This window comes from Gordonia bronchialis DSM 43247 (assembly GCF_000024785.1).
GTDB lineage: Bacteria > Actinomycetota > Actinomycetes > Mycobacteriales > Mycobacteriaceae > Gordonia > Gordonia bronchialis.
In genome coordinates, this window is record NC_013441.1 from 1,244,876 (window position 1) to 1,258,368 (window position 13,493).

A 13,493-nucleotide genomic window follows, 5' to 3' on the forward strand; every position below is an offset into this window, starting at 1 on the left:
CGTTGCGGTGGTTGCGTCAGTGGTCACGCCGCACCATCGATGCCGAGGGCATCGAGGAGACCGGCGACGGGGACCACGTACTTGCGGCCCACGCGAAGCACGCGGACTGGATATGTGCCGTTCTTCGCGTGTTCGTACCCGTTCTGACGACCGAGTCCGAGAACGCTGTTGGCGGTTTCAAGATCAGTCCGTACACCGAGTGCGCGAACATCTGCGGGGGTCCAAGTGGTGGTTGCCATGCCCGATCTCCTTGCTTGGGATGTAGCAATAGGTTTGTATTCTGCTACGTAAGGAACTGTAGCGGACAGCTTGGCATGTAGCAACACTAGGCGTACATTGCTCTGTATGGAGCAAGGCGATAGTTGGGCACGAGAGCTGACGCGACGCGTTGGACAGGGCGTGCGGCAAAAGCGCGAGTCGTCGGGAATGTCGGCACAGCAAGTCTCCGACCGCACAGCCGACGTTGGAATGCGAGTGTCGCGGGCGCGCATTGCTGCTTTGGAGAGCGGAGAGCGCGGCGGGGAAGTGAAAGTCGCGGAGCTGATCGTCCTCGCGAGAGCGTTGATGATTCCACCGCTGGCATTGCTGTACCCAGGCGTCCCAGGAGAACGAGTCGTTGCGTTTCCTGCTGCCGAAGGTGAGACGACATCAATCGACGCGGCGATGTGGTTCGCGGGAGAAAGTCCGCACGGGGTGCTGCTTCCGTTGCCGGGCGGTGGTGAGGTCTACACGTACTGGGGAGACGACTGGTCAGACTTCGAGGATGGGGCGGCCCTACTTCGGCTAGGCCGGCGCGAAAGCGAAAAGCTCGCAACGCTGAGCCGGAAGAAGGGGGAGCGTCACAAAGCGGAAGAACGCGGCGCTAGTGATGCAGAGATGGCGCTACTTGCAACGGACATAAGCGCGCTCGAAAAGGACATTCGCGAGATCAGAGAGACCGTGCGGCGCTTGGGTGGCGAGCCTGGGCACTTAGGTCCCGCACACAGCTATCTCGACGGGCGAGAGGTGTAGGCGATGCGCGGCAGCGTTAAGAAGGACGCCGGAAGCTGGTACTACGTCGTCGACCTCGGGCGAGACCCAGCCACCAACAAACGCCGGCAAGAGCGCAAACGAGGATTCCGCACCAAGCGGGAGGCGGTAGACGCGCTCGATGAGCGTTTGAGTGAGGTGCGCACCGGGATCGTCGCAGTCGACCAACGCCTCACACTCGCCCAGTACCTCGCATCATGGCTGACCGCGAAGGAGCAGGCCGGGATTCGCGCAACCACACTGCGCTCCTACCGTCAGCACGTCGACAGTTACATCGTGCCGACGATCGGCAACGTCCGGCTACGAGACCTTCGCGCGACCCACGTCGAGCACATGCTTTCCGAGATCGCGAAGCCCCCGAAGAAGCCGGCAAAGGGTGTAGCCATCGGGAAAGGGAAGCGACGCAACCCAAAGGCATTGAGTCCAGCCACCCAGCGGCGCGTCCACGCCACGCTGAGATCGGCGCTCACCTCGGCCAAACGCAAACACCTCGTCAGCTTCAATGCCGCGGCCGACATGGAACTCCCACGCGCCAGCCGACCAAAGGTCAAGCCTTGGGAAGCATCAGACCTCGGTGCGTTCCTCGACCACGCCACCAAAGACCGCCTCGGCGCGTTCTTCGAAACCATCGCCATGACAGGTCTACGCCGGGGCGAAGCGCTCGGCATCCGCTGGCCCGATGTCGACTTCGAGAAGGCGCGAGTGACCGTCAACCAACAGCTTGTCGAGGTCGACGGCACCGGGATTGACTGCCCGTTCTGCGGTGGCGAGCACAAGCAGTTCCGTTTCGGTCCATGCAAGACCGCCAGCGGCGAAGCACGCATCGTCGACCTCGACAGCGGCACGCTCGGCGTACTGATGGCGCAGCGCCTACGGCAGGAGCAAGAACGTGAGCAGTGGGGTGACGCCTACAACGACCACCAACTGGTATTCGCCCGCGAGGACGGTTCGCCGATCCCGCCCGCCGACGTGACTGCCAAGTTCCATGCCCTCACCGACGAGGCAGGATTGCGGCGTATCCGACTACACGATCTGCGGCACGGTCAGGCATCGTTGATGCTCGCGGCGGGTGTCCCGATCGCTGTGGTGTCGAAGCGCCTCGGGCACTCGTCGATCTCGATCACCAGCGACACCTACAGCCATCTTCTCGACGGCGTTGGCGCGGCGGCAGCAGAGGCGGCAGCCGGTCTGGTGCCACGTGCGGGACGTGACCAGAAGCGTGACCACGAAAGTACTTCGCACAGCGAACGTGACCAATCGGTGACCACCGAGGACCAAAAACACCAAACAGGCGACCCGCTCGAAAGCGAATCGCCTGGTCAAGATGGTGCCCCCTCTCGGGCTCGAACCGAGGACCTGCGGATTAAAAGTCCGTAGCTCTACCAACTGAGCTAAAGGGGCGTGCCCCTCGCGGGGCGGTGACGAGTTTACCCATGGCCGACGACGCCATCGCCCACACCCCCGGTTCGTATGGTGGGGCGATGGGGGACGGGACGCGGGCGCCGCGGTGGTGGTACGTCGCAATGGGTGTGGTGGCTGCGGGTGCACTGGGAATGGCCGTGCTGCTGGTCGTCGTCGAGCTCGAGTGGGACTCGGCTTTCCTTGTCGCGGTGGCAGTGTGGCCGCTTCTGGTGCTGCTGATCGCGTGGATGGTGCTGGCCGTCGTCGGTTTGGTTCGCCATCGGGTCTGGCGGTTGTCGACGGTTCCGGTGATCCTCGCGATGATCACGGTTGCGCTGCTCGGCGCGGCGGTGCCGTCACGGATCGCCTTCGCGACCTCACGCGGCGAGCTCGAGTCCGTCGCCAGGGAGTGCGAGAGCCGGTTCGACGATCGCTGGATCGGCCTGGTTCGGGTCTCGTCGTCGACGCCGATCGCCGGTGGCTGTCTTCTGTACACGCCGGGCGGCGGCATCGATCCGGTCGGCTGGGCCTATTCGCCCGGCGGTGCGCCGATACTCGACGGCGTCACCTTCACCCACCACAGTGGTGACTGGTACCGCTTTCGGATGCGGTTCTGACGGTTCGGCGACGGGCTTCGCGTCAAGGTGACCCCAACTGTCGATATGCCCGCTGACCATACGATTTGTGCATTCCCGACGCGGTGTCCTAAGCTGAGTCGGCTCCCAACGGAGAACCGGCCCCCTTCGTCTAGCGGCCTAGGACGCCGCCCTTTCAAGGCGGTAGCGCGGGTTCGAATCCCGTAGGGGGTACGCTTGCCCGGCCCCTTGCGGTCCGGGGGGCACAACTGAAGAAGCAATACAAGCAAGGCCCTGTGGCGCAGTTGGTTAGCGCGCCGCCCTGTCACGGCGGAGGTCGCGGGTTCGAGTCCCGTCAGGGTCGCAATGGTTTCGGTTCTACCGGCACCGTCCGGCCAGGTAGCTCAGTTGGTACGAGCGTCCGCCTGAAAAGCGGAAGGTCGCCGGTTCGATCCCGGCCCTGGCCACCTCGAAAGCCACCCGATATTGGGTGGTTTTTTCTTTTCCGGACCTTGTGGGCCCATCTCGGCAATGTGTGTGCTGCAGCACCCACATTCTCAGGATCGGCTCGATCCGTCGGTCCGCTTCTGAACCAGACCACCCGCATGTGGATAGATTTCCGACGCCACTCCCGCACCGCCCTAATGTCATCGTCGCACCGCACACGACGCTGACAGGGGGAGATGATGGGAGAGAAGGTGTTTGCCGAGCCGGCGTGGATCGGCGGGCTCGGCAATTTTGTTCTGGGGCTCGAACTCAATGCCCAGGGCGCAACGAATCTCGTGTCGGGCCACGCCGGCTCGACAGGTGAGTTCAACGGGTTGATGGGTGTGCTGAGGGGTCCCATCGACCAGTTGCACGGCGGAACCAAGGTGCGGCAGAAGACGATCGGACCGGCGTTGTTCGATTCCGGTATCCATCTGAAGCAGGCCGCCTGGGGTTACACCAGCACCGATCACGAGGCCGGGGTGGGGATTCGACACACCGTGCTTGGGATGCCGTGGGCCTTGTCGGTGGCGGGTCCCGTGCCCTCCCAGCCGCGGGCCACCGTCGCTGATGTTCCGGGGGTCGAGTCCATCGGCACCGTCAGCTCTGTCGATGTGAGTCCACCACCGGCGCAGGAGGTCGACTGGCAGGCGGTCATCGAGGACACGGCGGGATGGCTCGGCGATGCCGACGAGGCGATCAAGACGCTGACCGGCGGATGGAGCCCGCTCGAGCACGCGCTACAGCCGGTGTCCGGCAACTGGATGGAACTGCGGCGGATCGGACTGGTGTACGGCAAATCGGGAACGGCCTTCGACTCCGTTGCCGGTGACCTCGCAGTCGGCGACCGGCAGATCGACGCACATTGGAACGGTCGCGCGGCGGTCAGTTACACGCACTACAGCACCGCCATGCGTCGCGGCCTCGAATGGGAGGGGGCCGCCGGCGGACTGCTGTCCCGGGGATTGCAGCTCGCCGCAGACAAACTCCAGGATGCCGCCAAATCGGTACTGCGCCTTCTCAAGGACGGGCTGTCCCGATTCATCAAGGTCGACAGTTGGCAGGGGATTCTCAAGCTGGCCGCGAAGGCGGTGCCCGGGCTCGGGCAGGCCACCGCAGTCGCCGAGGTCGCGTTGTTGCTCAACGAGATCAGAGAGACGGTTGTGCCGCTCGTCACCGAGATCGAACAGGGGGTACAGGCGTTGCAGAAGTTCATCGAGTTCAGCAAGGACCCGGTGGCGTGGGCCAAGGGAAAGGCGCAGGCCGAGGTGGACAAGCAGTTGCAGCCACTCGGGGAGTTCTTGAAGAAGGTGGATCTCGCCGACGACCTGGTGGTGGCCGGGCAGGCCGGTCGGGTGGCCGACCGCCCGATGACGCCCTACGTGCCGGGCACGGGCCCCCAGGTATGGGAGGACGCGTCGTGAGAACACGCGTACTCGCGATCGTCGCACTGATGGGGGTGGTGCTGACAGTCAGCACTGGGTGTGGTGGGTCGGGCGTGAACGGATCCGACTCGTCGGGGGCGAATCCGTCCAGCCCGGCTGCCACATCGTTGCCGGACGAAACGGTGTCGTTGACGGCCGCGGAGATCTGCGCGGTGCTCACACCTCGGGACATGGCTCCGCTGACCGATGGTGCGGTGACTGAACCACCTGTCCCGGTGAACTCACCTGACGGTCTTCCCGGCTGCAAATGGCCGGTGCAGGACGGCTGGGGTTGGCTGGAATTGTCGGTGTTCCGGCCGGTCAGCGTCGAGGTGTTGCAATCGATTGCGGTGTGGACTTACACCGTCGATGGCGACGCGGTCGGGTGGAGCAGCGACCGGAATGACGGACTGCACCAATGCCTGAGTGTCGTGCGCAGTCCGCGCATGCCGACCGGGTACACCCTCCGTGCGATGGTCAATGCGCCGGTGAGTGGTGCCGAGGCGAACCTGTGCCGCAAGGCAATCCCGCAAACCCGCAAAGTCCTTCGAGCGCTGGGATGGTGAGCTGATGATCGAGGCGTTCGAAGAGGCGTTTCGGGAACTGGAGCGCGCGATGGACGACGTCGCGACCGCGACGATCCGCGCCAACAACGTCGAGTTCCCGCCGGTGGAGATCACCACGTCGGCGGCCCCCGAACCCGATCCCGGCCGCACCGGCGACGATCTCGCCGACCTCCGGCGCTGGGCCGTTGACCCGGCCGCCCGGGATGCCGAGTTGTGGTGGCGGGTGGACGAGGCCGTCGACGCGGAACTGGAGGCGATGGGCGCGATGGTGTCACAGACACGGCTCGACGAGATCGTCGTCGACGTGCGGGTGCACTTCACCGAACAGCTGAGGCAGTTCGGCGGCGACCGGTGATCGCGATCCGTCACCGAAATGCTTGTCGGGCAGTGCTTGTCGCGGTAATGGCGATGGTCGCCGCGGCATGCGCCGCCCCGGTCGAGCAGCCCGGTCCGTCGCACCTACCGGCGATGACCACCGCGGCGGTCGATCCCGTGGCCCTAGGGAGGTCCGAACAACTCTGCGGCGCAATGACTTCCACTGATTTGGAGGCGTTGAGTGATGGCGGTCGATACGGACCGGGGCAACCCGACGTGGGGCGCCACGGGCTGCCCGCGTGTCGCTGGCGGATCGCCCGCGGATCGGAGTTCTTGCGAATCGGGGTGATCGAGGGTGACGTCGCATCGGTGGGTCGCGCTCCCGGATACCGCGTCGGCGACGGGACGGGCTACCAGCTGTCGTCCGCCAACACCGGCCCGTGTGATGCGGTGGTGTCGGTGCCCCGGACGCCGCCGGGGTTCCTCATGGCCGTGCACGTGGACACCGCGGGCGACACCACCACGAATCGCTGCCGAAAAGCCTTGCCGCAGAAACTCAAAGCGCTGCAGCGACTGCAGTGGATCACCGACGAGACGATGGCCGGCGCGCTCCGCGAACTGGCGAACGCCATGCAGTCCCTCGAGGACGCGACCGAACGCGCCAACCGACACACCTTCCCGGATGTCACCATCACCCCGTCACGATGATCGGCCGCTCCACCCCGGGTTTCGGAGCCCACGAGGTGGTCAAGGACGTAGAGTCGGGCGCACCGGTCGAGGAGGCCTCCATGGGCAAGAAGCATCACAAGCACCACAACCGTGACGCGACCAGCGGCCTCGAGCCCACCAACCCCAAGCCCATGAAGAAGAAGGAATACAACGCCGAGCTCAAGAAGCTGCACGCCGAACTCGTCGCGATGCAGGAGTGGGTGAAATCGACCGGCGCCAAGGTGCGTTGTCTTCGAGGGCCGCGACACCGCCGGGAAAGGCGGTGTCATCAAGGCGATCACCGAGCGCGTCAGCCCCCGCGTGTTCCGGGTGGTCGCCTTGCCGGCGCCGACCGACCGCGAGAAGTCGCAGATGTACATGCAGCGCTACGTGGAGCATCTCCCGTCCGGCGGCGAGGTCGTCATCTTCGATCGCAGCTGGTACAACCGCGCCGGCGTGGAGAAGGTGATGGGATTCTGTACGCCGCAGCAGACCCAACAGTTCCTCGAAGACGTCCCCGCCTTCGAACGCGCGGTGGTGGCCTCCGGCGTCATCCTGCTCAAGTACTGGCTCGAGGTCGGTGAGGAACAGCAGACCCTGCGTCTGCAAGGCCGGATCGACGACCCGCGCAAGTACTGGAAGCTCTCGCCGATGGACCTCAAGTCCTACACCCGCTGGGACGACTACTCGCAGGCGCGCGACGACATGTTCCGCTACTCCGACACCGGCTGGGCACCTTGGTATGTGGCCAACACCGACGACAAGAAGCGGGGCCGCCTCAACGTCATCAGCCACCTGCTCGACCAGGTGCCCTACACCCCGCTGCCCAGACCTGCGATCGAACTGCCGAAGCGCAAGACCGGTCGCTATCGCAGCCCCGATCTCGAATTGCGGCGCATTCCCACCCCGTTCTGAGTGTCGCCGGGAATACTTCTGAGCCATGAACGCGCGCAGAACCACGGTGGTGGTGCGGTCGGCCTACGGCACCGTCGCGGTCGAGTGGTTCATCATCGTCGCGATCATCACCATCCTGATCACCCGCGTTTATCTGGCCGCGACGGGTTACCCCCTGGTGGGCGGGGCCCATCTGCATATCGCGCACGCACTCTGGGGTGGTGCCCTGATGATGCTCGCGCTGGTCACCGGCTGGCTGTTCCTCGGTGCGACGCCGCGCGTCGTCGCAATCGTCATGGGCGGCATCGGTTTCGGTCTGTTCCTCGACGAGGTCGGCAAGTTCGTCACGCGTGACAACGACTACTTCTACGGTCCGGCCGCCGAGATCATGTACATCCTCGTCGTGCTCATCCTGTTGATCAGCCGGATCGTGCGTGATGTGCGCAAGCCGACGACGGCCGAGGCGCTCGCCAACGCCGCGTCGATCGCGGCCGAAGGTGTCTCGCACGGACTTCAGTCCCGGCGGCGCCGGCAGGCCGACGAACTGCTGACGTTCGCGGCCGAGGCCGGTGGCGACGAGGCCGTGGTGGCCCACGTCCGCGGGCTGCTCGCCGCGAGTGCCGACTCCCCGGATCGGTTGATGCAGTGGCGGTCGCGGGCGGTTGCGCTGGTGCCTGGCTTCCTGCGCAGCCCGCGCTGGGTGTCGATCGTCGGGTGGGGGGATGGCGGCGCTGTCGGCGGTCACCATCGTGGCCGGCACCCTGAGCTTCTGTTTCCACGAAGGTCGACGCGGCGACGTGGACGTCTATCTCGAACTCAGCCGCAGCCATGTGGCCACCTGGATTCTGTTGATCAGCGGTGTCCTCACCTTCCTGCTGACCTTCCCGGCCATGATCGCCCGACGGCGTTCGACGTCGCTGTGGCCGTTGCGTTCACTACGGCTCGGGGCGCTGGTGTTCACCCTGTCCAACGCGCTCGTCGACTTCGCGCTGGAAGGCTTCGGTGCGCTGACCAATCTCGCCCTGGGTCTGTTCGCGCTCAGTGTCATCGGCTATCACCTCGGCCGAGCGGCGGCCTCGCCCGCACAGGAGCAGGCGCCGCCGCATCTGTGAGACTGAGGGAATGGAGCATCTCGACCGCGCGCAGGTGGCCGACCGGGTCGCCGGTCTGCAGCGTCGTCCCGTCACCGATCCCGACGCGCGTGCCGCGGCGGTCACCCTGGTCATCGCCGAGCGCGACGGGGTGCAGGGCATCTGGCTGATGAAACGCCCGGCGACGATGCGTCGGCATGCTGCGCAGTACGCGCTGCCGGGTGGTCGGCTCGACCCGGGAGAGGACGAGATCACCGCCGGACTGCGGGAACTGCACGAGGAACTCGGTATCGAGCTGGGCCCGTCGTCGGTGATCGGGTTGCTCGACGACTACCGCACGCGCTCGGGATTCGTGATGACGCCGGTCGTGTGCTGGGGTGGCGAGCCCGACGTGGAACCGGTCCCCAATCCCGACGAGGTGGCGCAGCTGTTCTTCGTGTCCTTCGAAGAACTCCTCGTCGAACCGCGATTCCTGACGATTCCGCAGTCACCGCGCCCGGTCATCCAGCTGCCCATCGTCGGTGCACTGGTCCATGCACCCACCGCGGCGGTCATCTATCAGTTCGCGGAGGTGGTCCTGCGCGGTCGGCACACCCGGGTCGACGGCTTCGAGCAACCGGTATTTGCCTGGCGATAACGACAAGTGACACGGATCACACCATGATCTGATCCGGGAGGGAATCTAATCGGACCACGGTCCGTTTAGAGTGGTGATGGGTCGAACGGGCCCACAAGCAACCGAGACCCGCATCAACGTCTTCGAGGAGAACCACATGACCACCGCTACCGTCACCGCACCGATCGCCGCAGGCACCTGGACCATCGATCCGGTCCACTCGACCGTCGGCTTCTCCGTCAAGCACCTCATGGTCAGCAAGGTGCGCGGCAAGTTCGACACCTTCTCCGGCACCATCACCGTCGCCGAGGACGGCACCCCGTCGGTACAGGCCGAGATCGACGTCCGCTCGATCACCACCGGCAACGATCAGCGCGACGACCACATCCGCTCCGCCGACTTCTTCGACGCCGAGAAGTTCCCCACCGCGACCTTCGTGTCCACCGCGGTGCGCGCCGACGGTGACGACTACGTCCTCGACGGTGACTTCACCCTCAAGGGCGTCACCAAGCCGGTCTCGCTCGCACTCGAGTTCAACGGCGTCAACCCCGGCATGGGCCAGGGACCGGTTGCGGGCTTCGAGGCCAGCACCGTGATCAGCCGCAAGGAGTTCGGCATCGACATCGAGATGCCGCTCGAGGGCGGCGGCGTGGTCGTGGGCGACAAGATCACCATCACCCTGGAGATCGAGGCCGGTCAGCCCGCCTGATCCCGCCTCCACGACGACGAGACCGGCATCGCGCACACCCCGGTGCCGGTCTCGTCGTCGTGGGACTTCTGACTGTGTCCGCCCCCGGCGCGGCTTGGGTACGCTGCGACTATCCGGGGAAAGGCAGGCCAGCCGATGGTGCGGACGCGCCGGCAACGCGCTCGTGGGCTGTTCGCGCGCCTGCGGCGTCGGCGCGACTCGCTGGCGTGGAGCCTGGAGAAGGTGTCGACGCCCCGGGGCTGGGCGCGCATCGGCCCGGTCATGCGGGCGCGAATCGCCCGCTACGCGATGGTCGTGGCGGTCCTCGCGATCGTCGGCAGCAACGCCCTGATCGGGCTCGAGACCTTCCTGCTCGTTCAGGTCGCCTACAACGGTGGTCAGCTGACCTTTGCCACCACGCTGGGTGCGCCGAACTTCCCGGCGGTCATCTTCGCGGTCATCGTCGGCATCGTGATCAACGTGCTGCTCGGCGTCCTGGTGCTGCGGCCGCATCTACGGTGGTTCGTCAGTTGTGCGCCCGCCGATCACGAACGACGCCGGGCGGTTCAGCGGATTCCGCGTCATCAGGTCTTCGGGACGATGATCGCGTGGAGCGCCGCGGTCATCGGTTATGTCCTGGCCGCCGACGACCTCACCGGCAACACGGTCGTCGGCGTGGCGGTGGCCTTCACCCTGGCCGGACTGTCCAGCGGCTGCCTCACCTACCTGTTCGCCGAACGCGCGGCGCGTCCGATGGCAGTGGCCGCACTCCACGACGTCCCGACGACGCGCGTCATGCACGGAGTGCGCGGGCGCATGATCGCCGTGTGGGCGGTGAGCTCGGCGGTCCCGATGATCGGGTTGCTCATCGTCAACGGCGGGCGCTGGGCCGACATGCTGCCGCCCGTCGAGGGGCAGGTCGATTGGGCGACCGTCGTGCTCGCCTTCGTCGGCCTCGCGGCCGGCGCCCGTGTCATCTTTCTTGTCGGACAAGCGATCACCGATCCGCTCACCGAACTGCGCAGGGCCGTCGAACGCGTCGACGACGGGCAACTCGAAGCCCGGGTGCCGGTCTACGATTCGTCGGAACTCGGTGTGCTCCAACACGGTTTCAACGAGATGGTGGAAGGGCTCGCCGAGCGCGAGCGGATGCGGGAGATCTTCGCCCGCCACGTCGGTGACACCGTCGCCGACCTCGCGATGGAGCGCGGCGCCGGTCTGCACGGCACCAACGCCCACGTCGGGGTCCTGTTCGTCGACATCGTCGGTTCGACGGCGCTCGCCCAGGAGCAAGGGCCGGATCGGACTGCGGCGCTGCTGAATTCGTTCTTCGAGATCGTCGCCGACGTGGTCGATCACCACTCCGGGTTCGTGAACAAGTTCGAGGGCGATGCCGCGCTGGCCGTCTTCGGCGCACCGGTGAACCTCGCGAATCCGGCGGCATCGGCACTCGCTGCGGCCCGTGACCTCGCCGACCGGCTCACCGAAGGACTCGACATCGGGTGGGGGATCGGGGTGTCCTACGGTGAGGCCTTCGCCGGCAACATCGGTGCCGAACGCCGCTACGAGTACACCGTGATCGGCGATCCGGTCAATGAGTGTGCTCGCCTGTCCGACATGGCCAAGACCGGGCGGATCACCGTGCTCGCCAGCGGTTCGGCGGTGCATGCCGCGGGCAGCGAAGCGCATGAGTGGCAGCTGCTGGGGACGCGGATCGTGCGCGGCCGGACCGAGCCCACCCAGCTCTTCGCACCCGTCGATGTGGTGGCGCGAGCGCCGTCGGAGGGTCTCCTGTCCGGGTTGTTCAAACCCGCGCGGCGGATGGTCGGCAACCCGTTGCGCCTGCCGCTCAACATGATCGGGTGGTGATCGGCGAGCGTGAGCGGAACGGTCCGGACCGTGGGGCGTTGACGGGGCCGGGCCCTCGTCAATAGCGTGGGGGCCGCATCGACCTCGACGACCTGAACTGGGAGAAGCGGCGCTATCGGCGCTGGCGTGCCTACGGCGACTCCAAGATGGCCAACCTCATGTTCGGCAAGGAGCTGGCCGACCGGCTCACCGCCGCGGGCTCCGGCGTCCGGTCGCTGATCGCACACCCCGGGTACGCCGCAACCGAATTGCAGGGTCGCACAGAGACTCTGGGTGACGGCTTGATGAAACTCGGGAACAAGCTGCCGATTTTCCAATCCGCCGCCGTCCCTGCCCACCCTCTTCGCCGCGACCGTCCCCGACGTCGTCACCGGAACCTTCTTCGGACCCAAGAAGCTCTTCGGAATGCAAGGGCCCCCGGCACATTCGCGTTACACCAAGCAGGCCGACGACGAGGCATTCCGGGACCGGCTGTGGAGCCTGTCCGAGGAACTGACCGGGGTGAGCTTCGGGCTGTGAGCGCACCTGCGCACTGAGCCGGCGACCCGATCAACGCTCACCCCGATGCTCGGCGGATTGAGACGCAGGCGCCTACTGCAGGCTGAAGGTGATCGAGTTCGACGCGCCCGAGATGCCGTCGGTCACGCTGATCTTGTAGTCACCGGCGGTCCGCAGCTGATACGACTTCACTGCCGAGCAGTCGGCGGTGTTGGTGACGGCGGCCTTCTTCGGGATCTTCGGGCCGGTCAGCCGGATCGTCATCTTGCACTCGTTGCCGTCGACGACCGGCCCGGCGTCGATCGTGGAGTTCCAGCGCACCCCGATGCGGGTATTGCGGGGGTACACGCCGGGGCTGATCGCGGCGGTCTTGTTGGGGGTGTAGACCCACACATTGATCGATTTGACGCCGTTGGCGGCGTCGGGGCGACCGAGCTTCCCGTAGTGCTGGGGCTTGTCGCCGCCGGATGAGCCGGCGCTACCCGAGTCGGAGCTGCCGGCGCTACCGAAAAGCTGAGACAGCGGGTCGGCGCCTGCAGGCGACGCAGCCACGGTGATCGCGGTGGTGGTGATCGCGGTGGTGGCGAGCAGTGCGGCGGTCATCGGAGCCAGGTACGTGCGCTTCATCGAACTCTCTCGGTCGGTTTATAACGATTCGATTAAAGCACGCCTGGCCCCGGGCGCCGAACGGTCGGTCGTCACCACACGCCGGGTGGGCGGAACTGGACGCTGATGCGTGGCCCGACGCCCGCCGCTTTGGGGATGGCATGCTCCCAGGTGCGCTGACAACTGCCACCCATGACGAGCAGATCCCCGGAGGACAGGGTGAAGCGCAGCGACTGCCCACCTGACCGCGGGCGCAGCAACAGTCCGCGCGGGGCGCCCAGGGAGAGGATGGCCACCATGGTGTCGTGGGTGGCTCCGCGCCCGAACCGATCCCCGTGCCAGGCCACCGAATCCGAGCCGTCGCGGTAGAGGCAGAGTCCGGCGGTGGCGAATCCCTCGGGCAGTTCGGCGCGGTAATGCTCGGTCAGTGCTTGCCGGGCGTCGACGAGCAGTGGGTCGGGGAGCGGTGCGGTCGCCTGGTAGGTGGCGACGAGCCGCGGGACGTCGACGACGCGGTCGTACATGCGGCGACGTTCGGCTCGCCAGGGCACATGCTCGGACAATGAGTCGAAGAGCCGGGTCGACGACCCGAGCCAGCCGGGACGCAAGTCAACCCACGCACCGTCGGTGAGCCGACGGCGTCGGATCGCGGTCAACCCACCCAGCGTCGGCGCGGCGTCGTCGAGGTCGAACAACGAGGGCTGGATGCCGATGGACATACCGGCAG

12 protein-coding genes, 4 tRNA genes and 4 pseudogenes are annotated in these 13,493 nt (G+C 66.2%); 16 read left to right on the forward strand and 4 right to left on the reverse strand.

Features of this window, described 5'->3' with window-relative positions:
• Positions 1-23: 23 nt before the first annotated feature.
• Positions 24-239 (reverse strand): hypothetical protein, encoded by a 216-nt coding sequence (locus GBRO_RS05835; protein WP_012833065.1) that lies wholly within the window; start codon positions 237-239, stop codon positions 24-26.
• A gap of 106 nt (positions 240-345) precedes the next feature.
• Here GBRO_RS05835 and GBRO_RS24615 point away from each other — a divergent pair, with 106 nt between their 5' ends.
• Entirely contained in the window at positions 346-1,011 is a 666-nt protein-coding gene (locus GBRO_RS24615; RefSeq protein WP_012833066.1) for a helix-turn-helix domain-containing protein, read from the forward strand.
• A gap of 3 nt (positions 1,012-1,014) precedes the next feature.
• Positions 1,015-2,118 (forward strand): annotated as a pseudogene (locus GBRO_RS25135) (site-specific integrase); the annotation flags it as partial.
• 236 nt (positions 2,119-2,354) lie between these two features.
• Here the strand turns inward: GBRO_RS25135 and GBRO_RS05850 are convergent.
• Positions 2,355-2,430: transfer RNA gene (locus tag GBRO_RS05850), tRNA-Lys, on the reverse strand.
• 32 nt (positions 2,431-2,462) lie between these two features.
• On the opposite strand from GBRO_RS05850, the gene GBRO_RS24620 reads away from it, so the two are divergent.
• The 14 genes and pseudogenes from GBRO_RS24620 to GBRO_RS25730 all read left to right on the forward strand — a co-directional run.
• Entirely contained in the window at positions 2,463-3,047 is a 585-nt protein-coding gene (locus GBRO_RS24620; protein ID WP_012833068.1) for a hypothetical protein, read from the forward strand.
• 119 nt (positions 3,048-3,166) lie between these two features.
• Positions 3,167-3,239, forward strand: a tRNA-Glu gene (locus GBRO_RS05860).
• Positions 3,240-3,295: 56 nt separating this feature from the next.
• Positions 3,296-3,369: transfer RNA gene (locus GBRO_RS05865), tRNA-Asp, on the forward strand.
• Positions 3,370-3,398: 29 nt separating this feature from the next.
• Positions 3,399-3,472 (forward strand) — tRNA-Phe (locus tag GBRO_RS05870).
• 216 nt (positions 3,473-3,688) lie between these two features.
• The gene (locus GBRO_RS05875) at positions 3,689-4,915 is read left to right on the forward strand and encodes a hypothetical protein (protein WP_041919748.1); all 1,227 of its coding nucleotides are present in this window, start codon (positions 3,689-3,691) and stop codon (positions 4,913-4,915) included.
• Between the two features lie 74 nt (positions 4,916-4,989).
• Positions 4,990-5,481 carry a hypothetical protein gene (locus GBRO_RS05880; RefSeq protein ID WP_115311666.1) on the forward strand — a complete coding sequence of 164 codons (492 nt, stop codon included), beginning with the start codon at positions 4,990-4,992 and terminating at the stop codon, positions 5,479-5,481.
• A gap of 4 nt (positions 5,482-5,485) precedes the next feature.
• A complete protein-coding gene (locus GBRO_RS05885; RefSeq protein ID WP_012833071.1) occupies positions 5,486-5,836 on the forward strand; it encodes a hypothetical protein in 351 nt (116 codons plus the stop codon).
• Positions 5,837-6,009: 173 nt separating this feature from the next.
• Positions 6,010-6,504 (forward strand): hypothetical protein, encoded by a 495-nt coding sequence (locus tag GBRO_RS05890; RefSeq protein ID WP_147290629.1) that lies wholly within the window; start codon positions 6,010-6,012, stop codon positions 6,502-6,504.
• Positions 6,505-6,584: 80 nt separating this feature from the next.
• Positions 6,585-7,419 (forward strand): annotated as a pseudogene (ppk2, locus tag GBRO_RS05895) (polyphosphate kinase 2).
• Between the two features lie 46 nt (positions 7,420-7,465).
• Positions 7,466-8,510 (forward strand): annotated as a pseudogene (locus GBRO_RS05900) (hypothetical protein).
• Between the two features lie 10 nt (positions 8,511-8,520).
• Positions 8,521-9,126: an NUDIX hydrolase gene (locus tag GBRO_RS05905; protein WP_012833073.1), complete on the forward strand. Its 606-nt coding sequence runs from the start codon at positions 8,521-8,523 to the stop codon at positions 9,124-9,126.
• 136 nt (positions 9,127-9,262) lie between these two features.
• Positions 9,263-9,814, forward strand: a complete 552-nt coding sequence (locus GBRO_RS05910; RefSeq protein ID WP_012833074.1) for a YceI family protein — start codon at positions 9,263-9,265, stop codon at positions 9,812-9,814.
• A 135-nt stretch (positions 9,815-9,949) separates the two neighbouring features.
• A complete protein-coding gene (locus tag GBRO_RS05915; RefSeq protein ID WP_012833075.1) occupies positions 9,950-11,662 on the forward strand; it encodes an adenylate/guanylate cyclase domain-containing protein in 1,713 nt (570 codons plus the stop codon).
• 71 nt (positions 11,663-11,733) lie between these two features.
• Positions 11,734-12,181, forward strand: a pseudogene (locus GBRO_RS25730) (short-chain dehydrogenase); the annotation flags it as partial.
• Between the two features lie 72 nt (positions 12,182-12,253).
• Here GBRO_RS25730 and GBRO_RS05925 read toward each other — a convergent pair.
• On the reverse strand, positions 12,254-12,787 hold the full coding sequence (locus tag GBRO_RS05925; RefSeq protein WP_012833076.1) for a hypothetical protein: 534 nt from the start codon (positions 12,785-12,787) through the stop codon (positions 12,254-12,256).
• 71 nt (positions 12,788-12,858) lie between these two features.
• Positions 12,859-13,485, reverse strand: a complete 627-nt coding sequence (locus GBRO_RS05930; RefSeq protein WP_012833077.1) for an alpha-ketoglutarate-dependent dioxygenase AlkB — start codon at positions 13,483-13,485, stop codon at positions 12,859-12,861.
• Positions 13,486-13,493: the final 8 nt, after the last annotated feature.

Bases quoted from the DNA above. Each gene is read 5' to 3' on its own strand.
- GBRO_RS05835 (WP_012833065.1), bottom strand. From the start codon at position 239: ATGGCAACCACCACTTGGACCCCCGCAGATGTTCGCGCACTCGGTGTA.
- GBRO_RS05915 (WP_012833075.1), top strand. From the start codon at position 9,950: ATGGTGCGGACGCGCCGGCAACGCGCTCGTGGGCTGTTCGCGCGCCTG.
- GBRO_RS05910 (WP_012833074.1), top strand. From the start codon at position 9,263: ATGACCACCGCTACCGTCACCGCACCGATCGCCGCAGGCACCTGGACC.
- GBRO_RS24620 (WP_012833068.1), top strand. From the start codon at position 2,463: ATGGCCGACGACGCCATCGCCCACACCCCCGGTTCGTATGGTGGGGCG.
- GBRO_RS05905 (WP_012833073.1), top strand. From the start codon at position 8,521: ATGGAGCATCTCGACCGCGCGCAGGTGGCCGACCGGGTCGCCGGTCTG.
- GBRO_RS05875 (WP_041919748.1), top strand. From the start codon at position 3,689: ATGATGGGAGAGAAGGTGTTTGCCGAGCCGGCGTGGATCGGCGGGCTC.
- GBRO_RS24615 (WP_012833066.1), top strand. From the start codon at position 346: ATGGAGCAAGGCGATAGTTGGGCACGAGAGCTGACGCGACGCGTTGGA.
- GBRO_RS05930 (WP_012833077.1), bottom strand. From the start codon at position 13,485: ATGTCCATCGGCATCCAGCCCTCGTTGTTCGACCTCGACGACGCCGCG.
- GBRO_RS05890 (WP_147290629.1), top strand. From the start codon at position 6,010: ATGACTTCCACTGATTTGGAGGCGTTGAGTGATGGCGGTCGATACGGA.
- GBRO_RS05925 (WP_012833076.1), bottom strand. From the start codon at position 12,787: ATGAAGCGCACGTACCTGGCTCCGATGACCGCCGCACTGCTCGCCACC.
- GBRO_RS05885 (WP_012833071.1), top strand. From the start codon at position 5,486: ATGATCGAGGCGTTCGAAGAGGCGTTTCGGGAACTGGAGCGCGCGATG.